At 60.0% G+C, this 20,090-nt stretch carries 33 protein-coding genes; 3 read left to right on the top strand and 30 right to left on the bottom strand.

All coding sequences use genetic code 11. From position 1 onward, the window contains the following. Positions 1-3 precede the first annotated feature (3 nt). Entirely contained in the window at positions 4-354 is a 351-nt protein-coding gene (locus A3C3_RS0130540) for a lysozyme inhibitor LprI family protein (protein ID WP_022718365.1), read from the top strand. A 114-nt stretch (positions 355-468) separates the two neighbouring features. On the opposite strand, the gene ilvD is transcribed toward A3C3_RS0130540, so the two are convergent. After that, positions 469-2,307 carry a dihydroxy-acid dehydratase gene (gene ilvD / locus A3C3_RS0130545; RefSeq protein ID WP_022718366.1) on the bottom strand — a complete coding sequence of 613 codons (1,839 nt, stop codon included), beginning with the start codon at positions 2,305-2,307 and terminating at the stop codon, positions 469-471. 329 nt (positions 2,308-2,636) lie between these two features. Here ilvD and msrP point away from each other — a divergent pair, with 329 nt between their 5' ends. Together msrP and msrQ are read left to right on the top strand one after the other, a co-directional pair. Further along, complete coding sequence (gene msrP, locus A3C3_RS0130550) at positions 2,637-3,584, top strand: protein-methionine-sulfoxide reductase catalytic subunit MsrP (protein WP_022718367.1); 948 nt, start codon at positions 2,637-2,639, stop codon at positions 3,582-3,584. Beyond that, positions 3,584-4,240, top strand: coding sequence for a protein-methionine-sulfoxide reductase heme-binding subunit MsrQ (msrQ, locus tag A3C3_RS0130555; protein WP_022718368.1), 657 nt, complete (start codon positions 3,584-3,586; stop codon positions 4,238-4,240). Before msrP ends, msrQ begins: the two co-directional genes overlap by 1 nt. A gap of 10 nt (positions 4,241-4,250) precedes the next feature. Here the strand turns inward: msrQ and A3C3_RS0130560 are convergent, their stop codons facing one another. The 29 genes from A3C3_RS0130560 to A3C3_RS0130700 form a co-directional block, all read right to left on the bottom strand. Continuing rightward, positions 4,251-4,631: a nuclear transport factor 2 family protein gene (locus A3C3_RS0130560; RefSeq protein WP_033419886.1), complete on the bottom strand. Its 381-nt coding sequence runs from the start codon at positions 4,629-4,631 to the stop codon at positions 4,251-4,253. 137 nt (positions 4,632-4,768) lie between these two features. Beyond that, positions 4,769-5,191: a 50S ribosomal protein L17 gene (gene rplQ, locus A3C3_RS0130565; protein ID WP_022718370.1), complete on the bottom strand. Its 423-nt coding sequence runs from the start codon at positions 5,189-5,191 to the stop codon at positions 4,769-4,771. 45 nt (positions 5,192-5,236) lie between these two features. Further along, positions 5,237-6,247: a DNA-directed RNA polymerase subunit alpha gene (locus A3C3_RS0130570; protein ID WP_022718371.1), complete on the bottom strand. Its 1,011-nt coding sequence runs from the start codon at positions 6,245-6,247 to the stop codon at positions 5,237-5,239. Positions 6,248-6,350: 103 nt separating this feature from the next. Next, positions 6,351-6,740 carry a 30S ribosomal protein S11 gene (gene rpsK, locus A3C3_RS0130575; protein WP_022718372.1) on the bottom strand — a complete coding sequence of 130 codons (390 nt, stop codon included), beginning with the start codon at positions 6,738-6,740 and terminating at the stop codon, positions 6,351-6,353. 132 nt (positions 6,741-6,872) lie between these two features. Further along, positions 6,873-7,241, bottom strand: a complete 369-nt coding sequence (gene rpsM, locus A3C3_RS0130580; RefSeq protein ID WP_022718373.1) for a 30S ribosomal protein S13 — start codon at positions 7,239-7,241, stop codon at positions 6,873-6,875. A gap of 227 nt (positions 7,242-7,468) precedes the next feature. Then, the gene (locus A3C3_RS0130585) at positions 7,469-8,119 is read right to left on the bottom strand and encodes an adenylate kinase (protein ID WP_022718374.1); all 651 of its coding nucleotides are present in this window, start codon (positions 8,117-8,119) and stop codon (positions 7,469-7,471) included. After that, positions 8,116-9,456 carry a preprotein translocase subunit SecY gene (gene secY, locus A3C3_RS0130590; RefSeq protein WP_022718375.1) on the bottom strand — a complete coding sequence of 447 codons (1,341 nt, stop codon included), beginning with the start codon at positions 9,454-9,456 and terminating at the stop codon, positions 8,116-8,118. The genes A3C3_RS0130585 and secY overlap by 4 nt, the downstream gene beginning before the upstream one ends. Before the next feature lie 236 nt (positions 9,457-9,692). Next, the gene (gene rplO, locus A3C3_RS0130595; RefSeq protein ID WP_022718376.1) at positions 9,693-10,166 is read right to left on the bottom strand and encodes a 50S ribosomal protein L15; all 474 of its coding nucleotides are present in this window, start codon (positions 10,164-10,166) and stop codon (positions 9,693-9,695) included. Between the two features lie 16 nt (positions 10,167-10,182). Continuing rightward, entirely contained in the window at positions 10,183-10,392 is a 210-nt protein-coding gene (gene rpmD / locus A3C3_RS0130600; protein WP_022718377.1) for a 50S ribosomal protein L30, read from the bottom strand. A 14-nt stretch (positions 10,393-10,406) separates the two neighbouring features. Then, positions 10,407-10,976: a 30S ribosomal protein S5 gene (gene rpsE / locus A3C3_RS0130605; protein WP_022718378.1), complete on the bottom strand. Its 570-nt coding sequence runs from the start codon at positions 10,974-10,976 to the stop codon at positions 10,407-10,409. A gap of 132 nt (positions 10,977-11,108) precedes the next feature. Next, complete coding sequence (gene rplR, locus A3C3_RS0130610) at positions 11,109-11,471, bottom strand: 50S ribosomal protein L18 (RefSeq protein WP_022718379.1); 363 nt, start codon at positions 11,469-11,471, stop codon at positions 11,109-11,111. Between the two features lie 12 nt (positions 11,472-11,483). Next, the gene (gene rplF, locus A3C3_RS0130615; RefSeq protein ID WP_022718380.1) at positions 11,484-12,017 is read right to left on the bottom strand and encodes a 50S ribosomal protein L6; all 534 of its coding nucleotides are present in this window, start codon (positions 12,015-12,017) and stop codon (positions 11,484-11,486) included. A gap of 42 nt (positions 12,018-12,059) precedes the next feature. After that, positions 12,060-12,458, bottom strand: a complete 399-nt coding sequence (rpsH, locus tag A3C3_RS0130620) for a 30S ribosomal protein S8 (RefSeq protein WP_022718381.1) — start codon at positions 12,456-12,458, stop codon at positions 12,060-12,062. Positions 12,459-12,470: 12 nt separating this feature from the next. Beyond that, complete coding sequence (gene rpsN / locus A3C3_RS0130625) at positions 12,471-12,776, bottom strand: 30S ribosomal protein S14 (protein WP_022718382.1); 306 nt, start codon at positions 12,774-12,776, stop codon at positions 12,471-12,473. A gap of 32 nt (positions 12,777-12,808) precedes the next feature. After that, positions 12,809-13,366 (bottom strand): 50S ribosomal protein L5, encoded by a 558-nt coding sequence (rplE, locus tag A3C3_RS0130630; protein WP_022718383.1) that lies wholly within the window; start codon positions 13,364-13,366, stop codon positions 12,809-12,811. After that, positions 13,359-13,667 carry a 50S ribosomal protein L24 gene (gene rplX / locus A3C3_RS0130635; RefSeq protein WP_022718384.1) on the bottom strand — a complete coding sequence of 103 codons (309 nt, stop codon included), beginning with the start codon at positions 13,665-13,667 and terminating at the stop codon, positions 13,359-13,361. The genes rplE and rplX overlap by 8 nt, the downstream gene beginning before the upstream one ends. Before the next feature lie 12 nt (positions 13,668-13,679). Next, positions 13,680-14,048 carry a 50S ribosomal protein L14 gene (gene rplN / locus A3C3_RS0130640; RefSeq protein ID WP_018900268.1) on the bottom strand — a complete coding sequence of 123 codons (369 nt, stop codon included), beginning with the start codon at positions 14,046-14,048 and terminating at the stop codon, positions 13,680-13,682. Positions 14,049-14,312: 264 nt separating this feature from the next. Then, positions 14,313-14,552 (bottom strand): 30S ribosomal protein S17, encoded by a 240-nt coding sequence (gene rpsQ, locus A3C3_RS0130645; protein WP_003547557.1) that lies wholly within the window; start codon positions 14,550-14,552, stop codon positions 14,313-14,315. A 12-nt stretch (positions 14,553-14,564) separates the two neighbouring features. Then, entirely contained in the window at positions 14,565-14,765 is a 201-nt protein-coding gene (gene rpmC / locus A3C3_RS0130650; RefSeq protein WP_022718385.1) for a 50S ribosomal protein L29, read from the bottom strand. A gap of 10 nt (positions 14,766-14,775) precedes the next feature. Continuing rightward, complete coding sequence (gene rplP / locus A3C3_RS0130655) at positions 14,776-15,189, bottom strand: 50S ribosomal protein L16 (RefSeq protein WP_022718386.1); 414 nt, start codon at positions 15,187-15,189, stop codon at positions 14,776-14,778. A 36-nt stretch (positions 15,190-15,225) separates the two neighbouring features. After that, the gene (rpsC, locus tag A3C3_RS0130660) at positions 15,226-15,945 is read right to left on the bottom strand and encodes a 30S ribosomal protein S3 (protein ID WP_022718387.1); all 720 of its coding nucleotides are present in this window, start codon (positions 15,943-15,945) and stop codon (positions 15,226-15,228) included. Then, positions 15,945-16,334: a 50S ribosomal protein L22 gene (rplV, locus tag A3C3_RS0130665; protein WP_022718388.1), complete on the bottom strand. Its 390-nt coding sequence runs from the start codon at positions 16,332-16,334 to the stop codon at positions 15,945-15,947. Before rplV ends, rpsC begins: the two co-directional genes overlap by 1 nt. Positions 16,335-16,336: 2 nt before the next feature. Next, positions 16,337-16,615, bottom strand: coding sequence for a 30S ribosomal protein S19 (gene rpsS, locus A3C3_RS0130670; RefSeq protein ID WP_007531666.1), 279 nt, complete (start codon positions 16,613-16,615; stop codon positions 16,337-16,339). 15 nt (positions 16,616-16,630) lie between these two features. Further along, a complete protein-coding gene (rplB, locus tag A3C3_RS0130675; RefSeq protein ID WP_022718389.1) occupies positions 16,631-17,467 on the bottom strand; it encodes a 50S ribosomal protein L2 in 837 nt (278 codons plus the stop codon). 11 nt (positions 17,468-17,478) lie between these two features. Further along, entirely contained in the window at positions 17,479-17,772 is a 294-nt protein-coding gene (locus A3C3_RS0130680) for a 50S ribosomal protein L23 (RefSeq protein ID WP_022718390.1), read from the bottom strand. Then, a complete protein-coding gene (gene rplD / locus A3C3_RS0130685) occupies positions 17,769-18,389 on the bottom strand; it encodes a 50S ribosomal protein L4 (RefSeq protein WP_022718391.1) in 621 nt (206 codons plus the stop codon). The genes A3C3_RS0130680 and rplD overlap by 4 nt, the downstream gene beginning before the upstream one ends. Before the next feature lie 12 nt (positions 18,390-18,401). After that, on the bottom strand, positions 18,402-19,043 hold the full coding sequence (gene rplC / locus A3C3_RS0130690) for a 50S ribosomal protein L3 (protein WP_022718392.1): 642 nt from the start codon (positions 19,041-19,043) through the stop codon (positions 18,402-18,404). 34 nt (positions 19,044-19,077) lie between these two features. Then, the gene (gene rpsJ, locus A3C3_RS0130695; protein WP_003547547.1) at positions 19,078-19,386 is read right to left on the bottom strand and encodes a 30S ribosomal protein S10; all 309 of its coding nucleotides are present in this window, start codon (positions 19,384-19,386) and stop codon (positions 19,078-19,080) included. Positions 19,387-19,646: 260 nt separating this feature from the next. Further along, positions 19,647-20,090, bottom strand: a 444-nt coding sequence (locus A3C3_RS0130700; protein WP_028740143.1) for an EF-Tu C-terminal domain-related protein, incomplete at its 5' end; no start/stop codon positions are given.

Raw genomic sequence — 20,090 nt, forward strand, 5'->3', positions numbered from 1 at the left:
TGCATGACACGTTCCCTTACCCTTGCCATACTTGCCTTGTCCGCAGCATGTTTGATCTGTGGCGCCGCCCGGGCCGCAAGCTTCGACTGCGATGCAAAGGAGCTGAAGCCGGACGAAAAGGTGATCTGCGACAACCGCGCACTCAATGATGCCGACGTGAAGATGACGACGACGTTCGATCTTCTTTCTGGCCTGCTCGCCATGGGCTCGCGCGGCACGCTGCAGGACGAGCAAACGGCCTGGCTGAAGAAGCGGCAGGAATGCGGGGCTGATGCCGCCTGCATCAAGGCCGCCTATGACGAGCGGATGAAACAGCTCGGCGAGACCTACAAGAACATCAACCGGCCGCTATAGCCGCGCCTGTTCAGCCCCTCTGCAAAGGACGACTTCCGCATTACTCTGAACAGACAGACAAAACGGCGCCCGCATTCCGCAAGGCGCCGTCTCCTGATTAAGTCTTCCAGTTCCTCAGCGGCCGCCGAGATCGCGCACCGCGCCGCGGTCCGCACTCGTCGCGAAAGCCGCATAGGCCTTCAGCGCCGTCGTGACATTGCGCTTGCGGTGTTCGGCCGGATGCCAGCCCTTCTCTTCCTGCTCCGAACGGCGGGTCGCAAGTTCGGCGTCGCTGATGCGCAGGCTGATCGTGCGGTTCGGGATGTCGATATCGATCATGTCACCCGGGCGCACCAAGCCGATCGTGCCACCGTTCGCCGCTTCCGGCGAAACGTGCCCGATCGAGAGGCCGGAGGTGCCGCCGGAGAAGCGGCCGTCGGTGATCAGCGCGCATGCCTTGCCGAGGCCCTTCGACTTCAAATAGCTCGTCGGATAGAGCATTTCCTGCATGCCGGGGCCGCCCTTCGGGCCTTCGTAGCGGATGACGACGACGTCGCCCGCGACGACCTCGTTGCCGAGGATGGCTTTCACCGCAGCATCCTGGCTTTCGTAGACCTTGGCCGGGCCGGAGAATTTGAGGATCGATTCATCGACGCCCGCCGTCTTCACGATGCAGCCGTCGAGCGCAAGATTACCCTTGAGGACAGCCAGGCCGCCATCCTTCGAGAACGGATGCTCGACCGAGCGGATGACGCCCTTTTCCCGGTCGGTATCCAGCTCTTCCCAGCGGGCGCTCTGGCTGAAGGCGACCTGGGTCGGGATGCCGCCGGGGGCCGCGAGGTAGAAGTCGCGAACCGTCTCGCTGCTGGTACGGGTGATATCCCAGCGGTCGATAGCGTCACCCAGCGTCTCGGCATGAACGGTCGGGCAGTCGCGGTTGAGCAGACCGCCCTTGTCCAGCTCGCCGAGGATCGACATGATGCCGCCGGCGCGGTGGACGTCTTCCATGTGCACGTCGGCCTTGGCCGGCGCGACCTTGGAAAGGCACGGCACGCGGCGCGACAGCGCGTCGATGTCGGCCAGCGTGAAATCGACTTCGCCTTCATGGGCGGCAGCCAGGATGTGCAGAACGGTATTGGTCGAGCCGCCCATGGCGATATCGAGCGCCATGGCGTTTTCAAAGGCCCGCTTCGAAGCGATCGTGCGCGGCAGCGCCTTGACGTCGTCCTGCTCGTAGTAGCGGCGGGCGAGATCGACGATCAGGTGCCCGGCCTCGACGAAGAGGCGCTTGCGGTCGGCATGGGTTGCAAGCGTCGAGCCGTTGCCGGGCAGCGACAGGCCGAGCGCTTCTGTCAGGCAGTTCATGGAATTGGCCGTGAACATGCCGGAGCACGAGCCGCAGGTCGGACAGGCCGAGCGCTCGATCGTCTGAACATCTTCGTCGCTGATCTTGTCGTCAGCGGCGGCAACCATGGCATCGACCAGATCGAGCGCATGCGTCTTGCCCTGCAGCACGACTTTGCCGGCTTCCATCGGGCCGCCGGAAACGAAGACCGACGGGATGTTGAGGCGCAGCGATGCCATCAGCATGCCGGGGGTGATCTTGTCGCAGTTCGAGATGCAGACCATGGCGTCGGCGCAATGGGCGTTGACCATGTATTCGACGCTGTCGGCGATCAGTTCGCGCGACGGCAGCGAATAGAGCATGCCGTCATGGCCCATGGCGATGCCATCGTCGACGGCGATCGTGTTGAATTCCTTGGCAACGCCACCGGCTGCTTCGATCTCCCGGGCGACAAGCTGGCCGAGGTCCTTCAGATGTACGTGGCCCGGCACGAACTGGGTGAAGGAATTCACCACCGCGATGATCGGCTTGCCGAAATCCGAGTCCTTCATGCCTGTCGCGCGCCAAAGGCCGCGCGCGCCCGCCATGTTGCGGCCGTGAGTCGTGGTTCTGGAACGGTAAGCTGGCATCGATTTCTTCCTTGATCTGCGGAAATTGCGCGGACGATGCGGGACGGCAAGAAAACTTGCAGGCCGGGCAGCCGCTGCATTTTGGAATTGTCCTAATCCAATCAGCCGGGACTGTCACTACCGGCAAGGGCAAATCCGGTACGCCGCCCATTTGCGCCCATCGGACATATACGGTGGATCGCAGCCTTTTGTTACAGGCTATCCCATCACACCCGAACACAAAAAATTGGCTTCCCGAAAGCAATCTTCAAGGCCTACACAGTGATCCAAAGACGCTGCTGATGCGTTTATTGACATATCGGGCCGTTCCCGCCCAGGAGGATTTCGAAATGCCGGCTTATCATCCGCTAAAGATCCCGTCTTCGGAGGTCACGCCGCGCCAGGTCTATCTCCGCCGCCGCGAGTTCCTTGGGGCTGCAACGCTCGGCGCCATGGCGCTCTACGGGGCCGGTAAGGCGAGCGCTGCGGCCCTTTCCGTCATTGAGAGCAAATACAAGGTCGGTGAAAAAACGACGCCGCTGAAGGATGTGACGACCTATAACAACTTCTACGAATTTGGCCTCGACAAGGGAGACCCCGCGGCCCTTTCCGGCGACTTCAAGCCCCTGCCCTGGACCGTCAAGGTCGACGGCATGGTCGGCAAACCGGGCACCTTCGATATCGAGGCCCTGATCAAGGAATTTCCCATCGAGGAGCGCGTCTACCGTATGCGCTGTGTCGAGGCCTGGTCGATGGTGATCCCATGGGACGGCTTCCCGCTTGCAGCCCTGCTCGACAAGGTGGAACCGCTGGGCAGCGCCAAATACGTCGCCTTTGAAACCGTCGTCCGGCCGGACGAGATGCCGGGCCAGAAAGGCATCTTCCAGTCACTCGAATGGCCTTATGTCGAGGGCCTGCGCCTCGACGAGGCCCGTCACCCGCTGACGCTGCTTGCTGTCGGTCTCTATGGCGAAACGCTGCCGAACCAGAATGGTGCGCCCATCCGCCTCGTCGTGCCGTGGAAATACGGCTTCAAGGGCATCAAGTCGATCGTGAAGATCACGCTCACCGACCAGCAGCCGAAGAACACCTGGCAGGTCACCAACTCGCAGGAATATGGTTTCTATGCCAACGTCAATCCGGCGGTCGATCATCCTCGCTGGAGCCAGGCGAGCGAACGGCGCATCGGCGAAAGCGGCTTCTTCGGCGCCAGCCGCCATCCGACGTTGCCTTTCAACGGTTACGCCGATGAGGTCGCAAGCCTCTATTCCGGAATGGACCTGAAGGCGAATTTCTGATGACGGATTTCTCGCTTACGCTTCCGAAACGCTGGCAGCCGGCATCCGTCTGGCTGCTCTACGTGGCGGGGCTCGTGCCCGCCGCCTGGTACTTCTACCTCGGCGCCACCGACGGGCTCGGCGCCGATCCGGTGAAGACCTTCGAACTGTTCCTCGGCATCTGGGCGATCCGCTTCCTGATCCTGACGCTCGCCATCAGCCCTGCCCGCGATCTCTTCGGCTGGAACTACCTGCGCTACCGCCGTTCCCTCGGCGTGCTCTGTTTCTACTATGTCGCAATGCATTTCACCGTCTACATGGTGCTCGACCAGGCATTGATCATTCAAGCTGTCATCGACGATGTCGTGAAACGGCCCTTCATCATGTTCGGCATGGCGGGCCTGACGCTGCTCATTCCGCTTGCGCTGACATCCAACAATTGCTCGATCCGCCGCCTCGGTGCGAACTGGGTCCGCCTTCACCGCCTCGTCTACATCGTCGCAGCCTGCGGCGCGCTGCACTTCGCCCTCTCGACCAAGGTCTTAGGCCTCGAGCAATACATCTATGTCGGCCTGCTGATCCTGCTGATCCTCTACCGCTCCTGGCGGCCGATCGCCCGCAGCAGGAAGCGCGGGCAAGCACGGCAAGACAGCCGGGCGGCGGCGACCGCGGCTTGAGCCTGCAGTGTCAGGCTATAACGGTCCCTTGGTGAAACAGCATTTGCCATCCAATTTCGGAGTGCTTCCAAATTGAGCTGCGCAAAACATGTCGCTCAGATCCATCCTCTCTTGCGCGACGAGTGCGATAGGTCAGCAAAACTGCGTCCGAAGATATGGTGGTGAGTGAATAATCGTAGGCCAGCAATTCGCCAGGATCTGCATTGTCGTTTTCCTGTACGAGAAGGTCGATGATCTCGTTACGGCGATATATCGCCCCGGAACTGCCGAACTCTACGAAATCCTCCGAAAGTAGCTCTTCTACTGCCGTTCTTGAACGGCGTATCTCGTGGCGGTGAAGGGCCTCTTCGAGAAGTCGGATCTCACTCAGCAGTTCACCTAAATTTCCCATGACATCCACCACGCGTTGAAATCGCCAGGATCGTCAGTTTCGCATAGCGCAATCAGCGTTCAACACGTCCAATAGCGATCAACAAAAAAAGCCGGGCTTCTCAGCCCGGCTGTTTGCTTCCGGTGAACCGGACAGTATCAGGCGGCGACGGCCTGCTCTTCGGCGGCGGTGCGGGCCTTGTCGGCTGCGCCTTTGGCGAAGGTGTCGCGGTCAACGAATTCGATGACGGCGAGAGCGGCGTTGTCGCCCTGGCGGAAACCGGCCTTCATGATACGCAGGTAGCCGCCATTGCGGGTTGCATAGCGCGAAGCGATCGTGTCGAAGAGCTTCGAAACGACTGCGGCGTCCTTGATCTGCGAGATCGCCTGACGGCGAGCGTGCAGGTCGCCGCGCTTGCCGAGGGTAACGAGCTTTTCAACGATCGGTCGGATTTCCTTTGCCTTCGGCAGGGTCGTCACGATCTGCTCATGCGTGATGAGCGAAGCCGCCATGTTGGCGAACATCGCCTTGCGGTGGCTTGCGGTTCTATTCAGCTTGCGGCCGGCTTTACCGTGGCGCATTGCTATTCTCCTTCACATGCAGGCATCTCGCCCGCCGTTTGATGGTTAGTACTGGTCTTCGTACCGCTTGGCGAGATCTTCGATGTTCTCAGGCGGCCATGCCGGCACTTCCATGCCGAGATGCAGGCCCATGGAAGCGAGAACTTCCTTGATTTCGTTCAGCGACTTGCGACCAAAATTCGGCGTGCGGAGCATTTCTGCTTCGGTCTTCTGAATGAGGTCGCCGATGTAGACGATGTTGTCGTTCTTCAGGCAGTTTGCCGAGCGGACCGACAGTTCGAGTTCGTCTACCTTCTTGAGGAGTGCCGGGTTGAAAGCGAGTTCGGTGACTGCTTCCTCTTCGGCTTCCTTCTGCGGCTCGTCGAAGTTGACGAAGACGCCAAGCTGGTCCTGGAGGATGCGCGCCGCAAAAGCGACGGCGTCTTCGCCGGAAACGGAGCCATCGGTTTCGATGGTCATCGTCAGCTTGTCGTAGTCGAGAACCTGTCCTTCACGGGTGTTTTCAACCTTGTAGGACACCTTCTTGACCGGCGAATAGAGGCTGTCGACCGGGATCAGGCCGATCGGAGCATCTTCCGCACGATTGCGTTCGGCCGGAACGTAGCCCTTGCCGTTGTTGACGGTGAATTCCATACGGATTTCGGCGCCCTCGTCGAGCGTGCAGATGACATGCTCGGGGTTGAGGATTTCGATATCGCCGACCGTCTGGATGTCACCAGCCGTCACAACGCCCGGGCCCTGCTTGCGGACGACCATGCGCTTTGCGTCATCGCCATCCATCTTGATGGCGATTTCCTTGATGTTGAGCACGATATCCGTCACGTCTTCGCGGACGCCCGGAATCGAGGAGAATTCGTGCAGCACGCCGTCGATCTGCACGGCCGTCACAGCGGCACCACGCAGCGAGGAGAGCAGAACGCGACGAAGCGCGTTGCCGAGGGTCAGGCCGAAACCGCGCTCCAGCGGCTCTGCAACGAGCGTCGCCTTGATGCGCGAGTTCGAAGAGAACTCGACCTTGTTCGGCTTGATCAATTCCTGCCAGTTCTTCTGGATCATTGTTTTGCCTTCCGTTCGTTGCCACCATCCAATCGTGGCAACCGAGCTTGAGAAGCACCGGGAGCGTCAACAAAACGCTCACCGGTGTTGTGAGTGGCGATGATCAGACGCGGCGCTTCTTGCGCGGGCGGCAGCCATTGTGCGGGATCGGCGTCACGTCGCGGATGGACGTGATCATGAAACCGGCAGCCTGGAGCGCGCGCAGCGCGGATTCACGACCAGAACCCGGACCGCAAACTTCGACTTCCAGCGACTTCATGCCATGTTCCTGCGCCTTCTTGGCAGCATCTTCAGCAGCGATCTGGGCTGCGAACGGGGTCGACTTGCGCGAACCCTTAAAGCCCTTGGCACCGGCAGACGACCAGGCGATTGCATTGCCCTGCGCGTCAGTGATGGTGATCATCGTGTTGTTGAAGGTCGAGTTGACGTGTGCCACACCCGACGAAATGTTTTTACGTTCGCGACGGCGAACGCGGACGGCTTCCTTGGCCATTGTATCCCTTTCTTGGATATCTTCACCGCCGTAATACCAGCGGCTACACCGGAGCGGCGCCTTACAGCCCCGCCCCAAACTCAAAAGAGGCCGGCGCAGACCGCCAGCCTCCCACTCCCGGTTTCCCGGAAATTACTTCTTCTTACCAGCGATCGCCTTTGCCGGGCCCTTGCGGGTGCGGGCATTGGTGTGCGTGCGCTGACCGCGAACCGGCAGGCCGCGGCGATGACGCAGGCCGCGGTAGCAGCCGAGGTCCATCAGACGCTTGATGTTCATCGAGGTTTCGCGACGAAGATCACCTTCGACCTGATAGTCGCGGTCGATCGTTTCGCGGATCTGAAGAACTTCAGCGTCCGTGAGCTGGTGCACGCGGCGATCAGCCGGGATGCCGACCTTCTCGACGATTTCCTGTGCGAATTTCGAACCGATCCCGTGAATGTAGGTCAGCGCGATAACGACGCGCTTCGCAGTCGGGATGTTGACGCCAGCGATACGTGCCACGCCTATTCTCCTTGAGTTCCAGTTGCCATCCGGCAAGAGGGCTTCGATTATGCCGCCCTCCGAAGGGCCGCTCGTTCAAATTTGGGTTCGTAACATGTCAAAACGACCGAACCCGGACTTCCTTTGGGAAATCCGCGCCGATCGCATCGAATATCGCGAGTTGGCGCGGTGTTTAGCGGAATCAGCGCTGAAAGGCAACCGGTCCCGCCAAGTTTATTTTCAAAGCCTTAAAGCTTCGAAAGGATGGTGTCGACCTCGCCAGTGACGTGGTCTATGTCGGCCATGCCGTCCACGCTCTTGAGCTTCCCCTTGGCGTAGTAATAGCCGATCAACGGCGAGGTTTCCTTGTAATAGACCTGAAGCCGCGCCGTCATCGTCTCCGGGTTATCGTCCGGCCGGCGCTTGAAATGCGTCGAACCGCACTTGTCGCAGACGCCTTCGCGCTGCGGAGCCTTGTCGGTGTCGTGGTAGACGCTGCCGCATTGTGCGCATGAATAGCGCCCCGCAACACGGCGAATGAGCTCGTCGTCGTTGACCTTCAACTCGATGACGACGGAAAGGTCGAGACCCTTTGCGCGAAGCATCGCTTCCGTGGCATCCGCCTGGATCAGCGTCCGGGGGAAACCGTCGAGGATGAAGCCATTCGCACAGTCCGGCTGGTCGATGCGCTCGGAGACGATGGCGTTGACGACTTCGTCGGGCACAAGCCTGCCGGCCTTCATCAAGGCATCGGCCCGCTTGCCGACCTCGGTTCCAGCGTGAACGGCTGCGCGAAGCATGTCACCCGTGGAAAGCTGCGGAATGCCGTACTTCTCCACGATCCGCTGGGCCTGGGTTCCCTTACCCGCGCCCGGCGGCCCCAAAAGTATGAGTCTCATCGCCCCCTCTTTCCTCCACGCAACTTCGATTTCTTGATCAGGCCTTCGTACTGCTGTGCAATCAGATGACCCTGGATCTGAGCCACCGTATCAAGAGTTACGCTAACCACGATCAAAAGCGAAGTACCACCAAGGGCCAATGGGATGCCAGTTTGCGACACCAGGATCTCAGGCAGGATGCAGACGAAGACGAGATAGACCGCGCCGATGACCGTGATGCGGGTCAGGACGAAATCGATATATTCGGCGGTGCGCTCGCCTGGACGGATGCCGGGAATGAAGCCGCCATGCTTCTTCAGATTGTCGGCCGTGTCCTTCGGATTGAAGACGATGGCCGTGTAAAAGAAGGCGAAGAAGGCGATCAGCGCCGCGTAGAGCAGCATGTAGAGCGGCTGACCGTGCCCGAGCGCCGCAACGATCGCCGTCGCCCAGGACGGCAGAGCCGTCGTGTTGGCAAAGCCCGCGACGGTCGCTGGCAGAAGCAGCAGCGACGAGGCGAAGATCGCCGGGATGACGCCCGAGGTATTCAGCTTCAGCGGCAGGTGCGACGTATCGCCCTGGAACATCCGGTTGCCGACTTGACGCTTCGGATACTGGATCAGGAGCCGCCGCTGGGCGCGCTCGACGAAGACGATGACGGCGATAACGGCCATTGCGATCACGATGACAGCGAGAATCAGCGACGTCGAAAGCGCACCCGTGCGGCCGAGTTCGAGCGTACCGGCAAGCGCGCTCGGAAGACCGGCAGCGATGCCTGCGAAGATGATCAGCGAAATGCCGTTGCCAATGCCGCGCGAGGTGATCTGCTCGCCGAGCCACATCAGGAACATCGTGCCGCCGAGCAGAGTGATGACGGTGGAAATACGGAAGAACAAGCCCGGATCGACCACGAGGCCGCTGCCGCTTTCAAGGCCGACCGCGATGCCATAGGCCTGCAGTGCGCCGAGCAGCACGGTGCCGTAGCGGGTGTACTGGTTGATGATCTTGCGTCCCTGCTCGCCTTCCTTTTTCAGGTTTTCGAGCGCCGGCACGACCGAGGTCATCAACTGCACGATGATCGAAGCGGAGATATAGGGCATGATGCCGAGCGCGAAAATCGCCATGCGCTGAACGGCGCCGCCCGAAAACATGTTGAAGAGGCCGAGAATGCCGCCCGCCTGGCTGCGGAAGGCCTGGGCATAGGCTTCGGGGTTGAGGCCCGGAAGCGGAATATGCGTACCAAGACGATAGACGAGGAGAGCTGCCAGCGTGAACCACAGGCGCTTCTTGAGATCCTCGGCTTTGGCGAAGGTCGAAAAACTAAGATTGGAAGCCAATTGTTCCGCTGCAGACGCCATGCGATTCTCCGCGCTACCAATTCGGGCGCTTCGAGCGAGTGCCGGACCCGGAATCAGTATTCAAATTATTCACAACCGGGCTACGGACGGATTGCTGGCGCAACCTATGCCTCACCCTTGATTTTGTCGAAACCGGCATGCTGCTGGGGTGCAACGATGCAGATTCTTGTGAGGCCCACATATGGGAGCAAAATCGCCCGGTGTGAAGCCACCCCGGGCGACATATCATAAGATTATTATTCTGCCGCTGCGGCAGAAAGAAGCGTGATCGATGCGCCGGCCTTTTCGATCTTCTCGACGGCGGGCTTGGAAGCGCCTGCGACTTCGAGCTTGATCTTTGCCTTCAGCTCGCCGTCGGCGAGAACGCGAACGCCGTCCTTGGCGCGGCGGATCACACCGGCGGCCTTGAGGGCTGCGGCATCGACAGTCGCCTTGGCGTCGAGCTTGCCGGCGTCGATCGCAGCCTGAATGCGTGCGAGAGAGACGACGACGAAGTCAGCCTTGAAGATGTTCGTGAAGCCGCGCTTCGGCAGACGGCGGTAGATTGGCATCTGACCACCTTCAAAACCGTTGATGGCGACGCCGGAACGGGACTTCTGACCCTTCACACCGCGACCACCGGTCTTACCCGAGCCCGAACCGATACCGCGGCCGAGGCGCTTGCGGCTGTGGGTCGAACCTTCGTTATCTCTGATTTCATTGAGTTTCATGATGATAACCTCCGTCTCACTTCTCGTCGACGACGCGAACGAGATGCTGGACAGCACGGATCATACCGCGAACCGAAGGCGTATCTTCCAGGGTGCGGGTCCGGTGCATCTTGTTGAGGCCGAGGCCGATCAGCGTCTGGCGCTGTACAGCCGGCCGGCGAATCGGGCTGCCGATCTGCTCGACGGTAACCGTCTTCGCTTCGGTCTTCTTGGTAGCCTTAGCCATGGGTCAGACTCCTCTTATTCTTCAGAGGCGTTGCCGGAGGCAGCACGGCGAGCCTGGAGCGTAGCATACTTGATGCCGCGCTGAGCTGCGATGTCCTTCGGGTGAACCTGGTGCTTCAAAGCGTCGAAGGTTGCGCGAACCATGTTGTACGGGTTCGAGGAACCGGTCGACTTGGCGACAACGTCGTGAACGCCGAGCGTTTCGAAAACGGCGCGCATCGGACCGCCGGCGATGATACCGGTACCGACCTTGGCCGAGCGCAGCAGAACCTTTCCGGCGCCATGGCGGCCATGGACGTCGTGATGCAGAGTGCGGCCTTCGCGCAGGGGAACGAAGATCAGCTCGCGCTTGGCGGCTTCCGTTGCCTTGCGGATCGCTTCCGGCACTTCGCGTGCCTTACCGTGACCGAAGCCTACGCGGCCTTTCTGGTCACCGACGACGACGAGAGCGGCGAAACCGAAACGGCGGCCACCCTTAACAACCTTGGCGACGCGGTTGATCGCGACAAGCTTGTCGACGAATTCGCTGTCGCGCTCTTCGCGGCTCTGGCGATCTTCGCGAGAACCCCTTCTTTCCTGTGCCATTGTCCTCTTCCTTTTTCTTTTCCGGGTGCAATCGGCAAACAAACGAGGACCGCATCGGTCTCCCTTGCGGAAGCGTTTGCGGTCCGGTGAAAATCCGGCCGCTGTCCAAAAGACGCGCGGCCGGAAATCTCTTTAGAAGGTCAGACCGCCTTCGCGGGCTGCTTCTGCAAGAGCCTTGATGCGGCCGTGATAGATGAAGGCGCCACGGTCGAATACGACTTCCTTGACGCCGGCCTTGGAGGCGCGCTCTGCAACGAGCTTGCCGACGAGGGCAGCTGCTGCGGTGTCGGCACCGGTCTTCAGAGAACCGCGAAGATCCTTATCGAGCGTGGAGGCAGCCGCAAGCGTCTTGCCGGCCACATCATCGATGATCTGTGCGTAGATGTTCTTCGAGGAGCGATGAACCGACAGGCGCGGACGGCCATTGGCCACCGACTTGAGTTGACGGCGCACGCGGTTGGCACGACGTGCAAGTGCTTCTTTCCTGCTAGCCATTTCGCGTGATCCTTACTTCTTCTTGCCTTCTTTGCGGACGATACGCTCGTCGGCATACTTCACGCCCTTGCCCTTGTAGGGCTCGGGACCGCGGTATTCGCGGATTTCGGCGGCGACCTGACCGACCTGCTGCTTGTTGATGCCGGTGACGACGATTTCCGTCGGCTTCGGAACAGCAATCGAGATACCGACCGGCGGCTCATAGACCACGTCGTGGCTGAAACCGAGAGCCAGCTGCAGGTTCTTGCCCTGCATGGACGCACGATAGCCAACGCCGTTGATTTCGAGCTTGCGCTCGTAACCGTCCTTGACGCCCTTGAAGATGTTCTCGATCATTGTGCGGGACATACCCCACTTTGCGCGAGCATCCTTGGTCTGGTTGAGCGGCGTGACCACGACCGCATTATCTTCGAGCTTTACGCCGACTTCGTCGTTTGCGACGAAGAACAGCTCGCCCTTCGGGCCCTTTGCAGTAACCTTCTGGCCATCGACCGTAGCCGTGATTCCAGCAGGCACCTGAACGGGCTTCTTACCGATACGAGACATGTTTAAATCCTGTCTGTTCGCAATGGAGATCCCTGCCCTGTCTTAGAAGACAGAGCAAAGAACCTCGCCACCAACGTTCTGTTCGCGAGCCTGGTGATCGGCCATCACGCCCTTCGGAGTCGAAAGGATGGTGATGCCGAGACCGTTCGCGACCTGCGGAATGGACTTGACCGAGACATAGACCCGGCGGCCCGGCTTGGACACACGGCCGATCTCGCGGATCACCGATGTGCCTTCGTAGTACTTCAGCTCGATGCTGAGTTCCGACTTGCCATTGCCGAAATCGACAACGGAATAGCCACGGATGTAGCCTTCGGACTGCAGGACATCGAGAACGCGTGCACGGAGCTTGGACGCAGGCGTCGAAACCGACGACTTGCGGCGGGAAGCGCCGTTGCGGATGCGAGTGAGCATATCGCCCAACGGATCAGTCATTGTCATCTAACCTGCTCCTTACCAGCTCGACTTGACGATGCCCGGCACCTTGCCGAGATTGCCCAGTTCACGCAGCGCGATACGCGACATGCGCAGTTTGCGGTAGTACGCGCGCGGGCGGCCCGATACTTCGCAACGGTTGCGAATGCGGGTCTTCGATCCATCGCGCGGCAGGGATGCCAGCTTGATCGAGGCCTTGAACCGCTCTTCGATCGGAAGAGACTGGTTCATGATGATCGCCTTCAGGGCTGCGCGCTTGGCAGCCTGAATTGCGACCGTAGTACGGCGGCGCTTGTTCTTTTCAACTGCGCTTGTCTTCGCCATGTCAGGTTCCTTTTCTACGCTCGTCGTTACGGTTACTGACGGAACGGGAAGTTGAACTCTGTCAGCAGAGCCCGTGCTTCGTCGTCCTTCGTTGCCGTCGTGCAAACGATGATGTCCATGCCCCACATCTGATCAACCTTGTCGTAGTTGATCTCAGGGAACACAATGTGCTCCTTGATGCCCATGGCGAAGTTGCCACGGCCGTCAAAGCTCTTCGGGTTCAGGCCGCGGAAGTCGCGAACGCGCGGAAGCGCGATGTTCACGAGACGGTCCAGGAACTCGTACATGCGGGCGCCGCGCAGGGTGACCTTGGCGCCGATCGGCATCTGCTCGCGGACCTTGAAGCCAGCGATGGAGTTGCGTGCACGGGTGATGACCGGCTTCTGGCCGGCGATCGCTGCCAGGTCGGCTGCGGCAATCGTCGGCTTCTTCGAATCAGCCGTTGCTTCGCCAACACCCATGTTGATTACGATCTTGTCGAGCCTCGGGATCTGCATCTCGTTGGCATAGGAGAACTTCTCCTGCATCGCCTTGCGGATGCGCTCGACATATTCCTTCTTGAGCCGCGGCTCGTACTTTGCCTCAGCCATCGATCACATCTCCAGAACGCTTGGCCACACGGACCTTCTTGCCGTCAACGACCTTGAAACCGACGCGGGTCGGCTTGCCGTCCTTGTCGACGATTGCAATGTTGGACAGGTGAACCGAGGCTTCCTTGCTGATGATGCCGGCTTCCTGCGTCTGCGTCTGGCGCTGGTGGCGCTTGACGACGTTGACGCCACGGACGACCGCGCGATCTTCCTTCGGCAGAACCTGGAGGACTTCGCCGGTACGGCCTTTGTCCTTGCCTGCGAGCATGACGACCTTGTCGCCTTTACGAATCTTCTGCATCGTTCCCGCTCCTTACAGTACTTCGGGAGCCAGCGAGATGATCTTCATGTGGTTCTTGGCGCGAAGTTCGCGCGGAACCGGTCCGAAGATACGGGTGCCGATCGGCTCTTTCTTGTTGTCGATGAGGACTGCTGCATTCGTGTCGAAGCGGATGATGCTGCCATCCACGCGACGGATTTCCTTGGCGGTACGAACGACCACCGCCTTCATCACGTCACCCTTCTTCACGCGGCCGCGCGGGATCGCTTCTTTGATCGAAACGACGATGACGTCGCCGATCGAGGCATACTTGCGCTTCGAGCCGCCCAGCACCTTGATGCACATGACACGACGTGCGCCGGAATTATCCGCGACGTCGAGGTTTGTTTGCATCTGAATCATATCAGGTCGCCTTCTTGTTTTACCGGAATGGTTGGGCTTGCGCCCCCTACCCCGGCTCATGAAAATTGTCAGCCCGCCGAACCCGCCTCAAGGGCGGGTACAGACACGGCAATAGCTTGAATAGCGCGGGAAAAATCGTGCCAAGGTGGTTTCCCGACGGGACCTTCCATGCGCTCAAAGCAAAAGAACGCCCGGCATTCGAGCGTTCTGACGCTGCTTCATACAGAAATTTCGGCGAGACGCAAGGCCTCGCGCAAAATTCTGTTACTTGCCCTGGGCGGAAATGACCGTCCAGCGCTTGTCCTTGGAGATCGGTGCGCATTCCTCGATGGATACGGTATCGCCGATCTTGTACTGGTTGTTTTCGTCGTGGGCCTTGTACTTCTTGGAACGACGAACGGTCTTCTGAAGCAGCGGGTGAGCAAAACGGCGCTCAACGCGAACTACGACAGTCTTCTCGTTCTTGTCGCCAACGACAACGCCCTGCAGAATGCGCTTCGGCATGTTATTCTTCCTTTACGCCTTTGCTTCTGCCGCCTTCTGGCGGGCAATGGTTTTCACGCGGGCGATGTCCTTGCGGACTTCGTTGATGCGCGAGGACTTTTCGAGCTGGCCGGTTGCCTTCTGGAAGCGCAGGTTGAACTGCTCCTTCTTGAGGTTGGCGAGCTTGTCCTTGAGCTGATCGGCCGTGAGGCCGCGGACTTCTTCGGCTTTCATCTGCCTCTCCTTACTCTGCAATGCGCTGAACGAAGCGCGTCTTGACCGAGAGCTTGGCCGAGCCGAGACGAAGCGCCTCGCGGGCGATCTCTTCGGTAACGCCGTCGATCTCGAACATCATGCGGCCAGGCTTGACCTTGCATGCCCAATATTCGACGGAGCCCTTACCCTTACCCATGCGGACTTCGGTCGGCTTTGCGGTTACCGGAACGTCCGGGAACACGCGGATCCATACACGGCCGGCGCGCTTCATGTAGCGCGTGATCGCGCGGCGGGCCGCTTCGATTTCACGTGCGTTGACGCGGTTGGGCTCCTGAGCCTTCAGGCCGAATTCACCGAAGGCGAGGTCGGAACCACCCTTGGCGACGCCCTTGATGCGGCCCTTGAATTGCTTGCGGTACTTGGTACGCTTTGGCTGCAACATTTTCTTATTCTCCGAACTTATCTGCCACCAACGCTATCAAGCGTTGTCGCGGCGACGATCGCGATCACGGCTTGCCGGACCCTGAGCGTCACCCTCGAGTGCGCGGCGCTCGGAGGCCAGCGGATCGTGCTCAAGGATTTCGCCCTTGAAGATCCAGACCTTGATGCCGCAGATGCCGAATGCGGTTTCGGCTTCAGCCGTACCGTAGTCGATGTCCGCACGCAGGGTGTGCAGCGGAACGCGGCCCTCGCGATACCATTCGGTACGAGCGATTTCCGCACCGCCGAGACGGCCTGCGCAGGTGATCCTGATGCCTTCGGCGCCAAGACGCATTGCAGACTGAACAGCGCGCTTCATGGCGCGGCGGAAAGCCACGCGGCGTTCCAGCTGCTGGGCAATCGACTGTGCGACGAGCGTCGCGTCGACTTCCGGCTTGCGCACTTCGACGATGTTGAGGTGCGTTTCGGAGTTCGTCATGTCCGACAGCTTCTTGCGGAGCTTGTCGATGTCTGCACCCTTCTTGCCGATGATCAGACCCGGGCGAGCCGAGTGGATCGTGACGCGGCACTTCTTGTGCGGACGCTCGATGACGACCTTTGCAATGCCAGCCTGCTTCAGTTCGCTCATGACGAACTTGCGCATCTTCAGGTCTTCGTGCAGGAGCTGACCGTACTCGGCATTGTCCGCGAACCAGCGGCTATCCCAGGTGCGGTTGATGCCAAGACGGAAACCGATTGGATTGATTTTTTGACCCATTATGCGGCCTCCTCTTGTGCCTGCACTTCGCGGACGACGATCGTCAGGTGGGCGAACGGCTTCTCGATGCGAGATGCACGGCCGCGGCCACGAGCGTGGAAGCGCTTCATGACGATCGACTTGCCGACATAGGCTTCTGCTACGACCAGCGAGTCGACGTCGAGATCGTGGTTGTTCTCGGCGTTGGCGATCGCAGATTCGAGCGTCTTCTTGACGGCGCCTGCGATGCGCTTGCGGGAGAACTCCAGCTCAGCGAGTGCGCGGTCAACCTTCTTGCCGCGGATGGCCGCAGCAACCAGGTTGAGCTTCTGTGGGCTGACGCGGAGCGTGCGGGCGACTGCTTGCGCCTCGTTGTCCTTCAGCCGGCGTTCGGCTTTTGCCTTGCCCATTGTTACTTCCTCTTTGCCTTCTTGTCCGCACCGTGACCGTAATAGGTCCGGGTCGGAGAGAATTCACCGAATTTGTGACCGACCATGTCTTCATTGACGCTGACCGGAACATGCTTGCTGCCGTTGTAGACGCCGAAGGTGAGACCGACGAACTGCGGCAGGATCGTGGAGCGACGGCTCCAGATCTTGATTACTTCTGCACGTCCGCCTTCACGAACCTTCTCAGCCTTCTTGAGAAGATAGCCGTCAACGAACGGACCTTTCCATACTGAACGAGCCATTGGAGACTTCCTCTCTTACTTCTTACGCTGATGACGCGAGCGCATGATCATCTTGTCGGTCGACTTGTTCGACCGGGTACGCTTGCCCTTGGTCGGCTTGCCCCACGGGGTAACCGGATGACGGCCACCCGAGGTGCGGCCTTCACCACCGCCGTGCGGATGGTCGACAGGGTTCATGACGACGCCGCGGTTGTGCGGCTTCTTGCCACGCCAGCGCGAACGGCCGGCCTTGCCATCATTGATGTTGCCGTGGTCCGGGTTGGAAACGGCACCGATCGTCGCCAGGCAAGTGCCGTGGACGAGGCGCTGTTCGCCCGAGTTCAGGCGAAGGATCGCCATGCCCTGGTCGCGGCCGACGAGCTGAGCGTAACCGCCAGCCGAACGTGCGATCTGACCGCCCTTGCCTGGCTTCATTTCCACGTTGTGGATGATGGAGCCGACCGGAATGAACTGAAGCGGCATGGTGTTGCCCGGCTTCACGTCGACGGCCTTGTCGGAAGCGATGACCTTGTCGCCGGCAGCGAGGCGCTGCGGAGCGAGGATGTAGGCCTGTTCGCCATCCGCGTAGGTTACGAGCGCGATGTATGCCGTGCGGTTCGGGTCATATTCGATACGCTGGACCGTGCCCTCGACGTCAAACTTGCGGCGCTTGAAGTCGACGAGACGATAGGTGCGCTTATGACCGCCGCCCTGGAAACGGACCGTGATGCGGCCGGCGTTGTTGCGGCCACCCTTGGAGGTCAGGCCTTCCGTCAGCACCTTGACCGGCTTGCCCTTCCACAGGCCAGAACGGTCAACGATGACGAGCTGGCGCTGGCTCGGGGTCGTAGGATTGAATGTTTTCAATGCCATTTTCTTATTCCTCAGAGACCGGTGGAGACGTCGATCGTCTGGCCTTCAGCCAGCGTCACGACAGCCTTCTTCACGTCCTTCTGCTTGCCGACAAAACCGCGAAAACGCTTGGTCTTGCCCTTGCGGAGCAGAGTGTTGACGGCCGTGACCTTGACGCCGAAGAGCGCCTCGACTGCAGCCTTGATTTCCGGCTTCGTGGCCGCCTTGGCGACGTTGAAAACAACCTGGTTGTTTTCCGATACCAGCGTGGACTTTTCGGTGATCGCCGGCGAGACGATCACATCGTAGTGGCGAAGATCGGTCACTTGAAACGCTCCTCTAGAGCTTCAACGGCAGCCTTGGAAAGCACGAGCTTGCCGCGGCGCACGATGTCGTAAACGTTGATGCCCTGGATCGGCAGAACATCGATGTTCGGGATGTTCTTTGCTGCAAGCTTGAAGTTGCCGTCAAGCTCAGCACCGCCGATGAAGAGCGCATTGGTCAGGCCCAGCGTCTCAAAAACGGATGCGAGAGCCTTGGTCTTTGCTTCAGCAGCGACCAGATTATCGATGACGATGACGTCCTCGGACTTGAACTTGGCCGACAAAGCGTGGCGCAGGCCGAGAGCGCGAACCTTCTTCGGAAGGTCGTGCTCGTGGCTGCGAGCGACCGGCCCGTGAGCCTTACCACCGCCGCGGAACTGCGGAGCGCGAGCCGAATGGTGACGAGCGCGGCCCGTACCCTTCTGCTTGTACATCTTGGCGCCGGTGCGCGAAACGTCCGCGCGGCCCTTTGCCTGGTGCGTGCCCTGCTGCTTCTTGGCAAGCTGCCAGCGGATGACGCGGGCAAGAATGTCTTCGCGGGGCTCGAGGCCGAAAATCGCGTCAGAGAGAGAAACCTTCCCTGCGTCTTTTCCCTCGAGGGTCTTGACGTTGAATTCCATTGGTCCGGCTCCTTACTTCGCTGCCGACTTGACGGCATCGCGCACGATGATCCAGGCACCCTTGGAACCGGGTACTGCACCCTTGATCAGGATCAGACCGCGATCTTCATCGGTCGAAACCACTTCCAGGTTCTGAGTCGTTACGCGCGTCTGGCCCATGTGACCAGCCATCTTCTTGTTCTTGAAAACCTTGCCTGGATCCTGGCGCGAGCCCGTCGAACCATGCGAACGGTGCGAAACGGACACACCGTGCGTGGCGCGCAGACCGCCGAAGCCGTGGCGCTTCATGGCGCCGGCAAAACCCTTACCGATGGTCGTACCCGTCACGTCGACGAGCTGACCTGCAGCGAAGTGACCAGCCTTGAGCTCGGTGCCGACCTCGAGCAGATTGTCTTCCGAAACGCGGAATTCTGCGAGCTTGGCCTTCGGCTCGACGTTGGCGACAGCAAAGTTGCCGCGCATCGCCTTAGACGTGTTCTTAACCTTCGCCTGGCCAGCACCGAGCTGAACTGCGGTATAGCCGTTCTTTTCTACAGTGCGCGTAGAAACGACCTGGCAGCCTTCCATACGCAATACCGTTACCGGGACATGCTCGCCGGCGTCGTTGTAGACGCGGGTCATTCCCACCTTCTGTGCAATCACACCTGAACGCATCGGTTCAATCCTTCCAAATCCGCTCGAGCCAGGCTCAGAGCTTGATCTCAACATCGACACCGGCGGCCAGATCGAGCTTCATCAGCGCGTCCACCGTCTGCGGGGTCGGGTCTACGATGTCGAGGAGGCGCTTATGCGTGCGCATCTCGAACTGCTCGCGGCTCTTCTTGTCGATGTGCGGGGACCGGTTGACCGTAAACTTCTCGATGCGGGTCGGAAGCGGAACGGGGCCCCGGACACTAGCTCCGGTGCGCTTCGCCGTCGACACAATCTCGCGCGTGGAAGCATCGAGAATTCGGTGATCGAACGCCTTCAGGCGAATGCGGATATTTTGGCCGTTCATTCGACGTTATCCTTGTGTTTGTTCTTCGCGTGCCAACAAAACGGCACGGGCTGTTCTTCTTTTCCTAAGGCGGACCACCGGTTTCAAAGATCGAAGAGGACATCGAAAACGATGTCCCTTTCCAGTCTCCAGGCCTTAAGGCCCACCTTATCTGTTCATTGCCTGCCTCGAAGCCGAAGCAGAAGCAAATCGCGCTCGCGCGCCATTTGCTACATTTTTATGTCATAAGCAAGCGGCCCTGGGGCCGCTTGCTTAAAAGATTACTCTACGATCGATGCGACGATACCGGCGCCGACGGTGCGGCCGCCTTCGCGGATGGCGAAGCGCAGCTTTTCTTCCATGGCGATCGGCACGATCAGCTCGACGTCAACCGTGACGTTGTCGCCCGGCATCACCATTTCCGTGCCTTCCGGCAGCGTCACGATGCCCGTCACGTCCGTCGTGCGGAAGTAGAACTGCGGACGGTAGTTGGTGAAGAACGGCGTATGACGGCCGCCTTCTTCCTTCGTCAGGATGTAGGCNTCAGCCTTGAACTTCTTGTGCGGCTTCACCGAACCCGGCTTGCACAGGATCTGGCCACGCTCGACGCCGTCGCGGTTCACGCCGCGGATCAGTGCGCCGATGTTGTCGCCGGCCTGGCCCTGGTCGAGCAGCTTGCGGAACATTTCAACGCCGGTCACCGTCGTCTTCGAGGTCGGGCGGAT

This window comes from Rhizobium mongolense USDA 1844 (assembly GCF_000419765.1).
GTDB classification, from domain to species: domain Bacteria; phylum Pseudomonadota; class Alphaproteobacteria; order Rhizobiales; family Rhizobiaceae; genus Rhizobium; species Rhizobium mongolense.

Coding starts and splice junctions, on each gene's coding strand:
- rplC (WP_022718392.1), bottom strand. CDS start 19,043: ATGCGTTCAGGTGTGATTGCACAGAAGGTGGGAATGACCCGCGTCTAC.
- rpmC (WP_022718385.1), bottom strand. CDS start 14,765: ATGAAAGCCGAAGAAGTCCGCGGCCTCACGGCCGATCAGCTCAAGGAC.
- rplO (WP_022718376.1), bottom strand. CDS start 10,166: ATGAAACTCAATGAAATCAGAGATAACGAAGGTTCGACCCACAGCCGC.
- rpsC (WP_022718387.1), bottom strand. CDS start 15,945: ATGGGTCAAAAAATCAATCCAATCGGTTTCCGTCTTGGCATCAACCGC.
- A3C3_RS0130540 (WP_022718365.1), top strand. CDS start 4: ATGACACGTTCCCTTACCCTTGCCATACTTGCCTTGTCCGCAGCATGT.
- A3C3_RS0130570 (WP_022718371.1), bottom strand. CDS start 6,247: ATGATCCAGAAGAACTGGCAGGAATTGATCAAGCCGAACAAGGTCGAG.
- msrP (WP_022718367.1), top strand. CDS start 2,637: ATGCCGGCTTATCATCCGCTAAAGATCCCGTCTTCGGAGGTCACGCCG.
- rpsH (WP_022718381.1), bottom strand. CDS start 12,458: ATGACAATGACTGATCCGTTGGGCGATATGCTCACTCGCATCCGCAAC.
- rplP (WP_022718386.1), bottom strand. CDS start 15,189: ATGTTGCAGCCAAAGCGTACCAAGTACCGCAAGCAATTCAAGGGCCGC.
- rpsJ (WP_003547547.1), bottom strand. CDS start 19,386: ATGAACGGCCAAAATATCCGCATTCGCCTGAAGGCGTTCGATCACCGA.
- msrQ (WP_022718368.1), top strand. CDS start 3,584: ATGACGGATTTCTCGCTTACGCTTCCGAAACGCTGGCAGCCGGCATCC.
- rplF (WP_022718380.1), bottom strand. CDS start 12,017: ATGTCTCGTATCGGTAAGAAGCCCGTTCAGGTGCCTGCTGGAATCACG.
- rplX (WP_022718384.1), bottom strand. CDS start 13,667: ATGCAGAAGATTCGTAAAGGCGACAAGGTCGTCATGCTCGCAGGCAAG.
- rplN (WP_018900268.1), bottom strand. CDS start 14,048: ATGATTCAGATGCAAACAAACCTCGACGTCGCGGATAATTCCGGCGCA.
- ilvD (WP_022718366.1), bottom strand. CDS start 2,307: ATGCCAGCTTACCGTTCCAGAACCACGACTCACGGCCGCAACATGGCG.
- rpsS (WP_007531666.1), bottom strand. CDS start 16,615: ATGGCTCGTTCAGTATGGAAAGGTCCGTTCGTTGACGGCTATCTTCTC.
- secY (WP_022718375.1), bottom strand. CDS start 9,456: ATGGCGTCTGCAGCGGAACAATTGGCTTCCAATCTTAGTTTTTCGACC.
- A3C3_RS0130560 (WP_033419886.1), bottom strand. CDS start 4,631: ATGGGAAATTTAGGTGAACTGCTGAGTGAGATCCGACTTCTCGAAGAG.
- A3C3_RS0130585 (WP_022718374.1), bottom strand. CDS start 8,119: ATGAGACTCATACTTTTGGGGCCGCCGGGCGCGGGTAAGGGAACCCAG.
- rpsE (WP_022718378.1), bottom strand. CDS start 10,976: ATGGCACAGGAAAGAAGGGGTTCTCGCGAAGATCGCCAGAGCCGCGAA.
- rplQ (WP_022718370.1), bottom strand. CDS start 5,191: ATGCGCCACGGTAAAGCCGGCCGCAAGCTGAATAGAACCGCAAGCCAC.
- rpsN (WP_022718382.1), bottom strand. CDS start 12,776: ATGGCGAAGACAAGCGCAGTTGAAAAGAACAAGCGCCGCCGTACTACG.
- rplV (WP_022718388.1), bottom strand. CDS start 16,334: ATGGGCAAGGCAAAAGCCGAACGCCGGCTGAAGGACAACGAGGCGCAA.
- rplR (WP_022718379.1), bottom strand. CDS start 11,471: ATGGCTAGCAGGAAAGAAGCACTTGCACGTCGTGCCAACCGCGTGCGC.
- rpsQ (WP_003547557.1), bottom strand. CDS start 14,552: ATGCCGAAGCGCATTCTGCAGGGCGTTGTCGTTGGCGACAAGAACGAG.
- rplD (WP_022718391.1), bottom strand. CDS start 18,389: ATGGAATTCAACGTCAAGACCCTCGAGGGAAAAGACGCAGGGAAGGTT.
- rpsK (WP_022718372.1), bottom strand. CDS start 6,740: ATGGCCAAGGAAGCCGTCCGCGTTCGCCGTCGCGAACGTAAAAACATT.
- rplE (WP_022718383.1), bottom strand. CDS start 13,366: ATGGCTGAGGCAAAGTACGAGCCGCGGCTCAAGAAGGAATATGTCGAG.
- rpmD (WP_022718377.1), bottom strand. CDS start 10,392: ATGGCTAAGGCTACCAAGAAGACCGAAGCGAAGACGGTTACCGTCGAG.
- rplB (WP_022718389.1), bottom strand. CDS start 17,467: ATGGCATTGAAAACATTCAATCCTACGACCCCGAGCCAGCGCCAGCTC.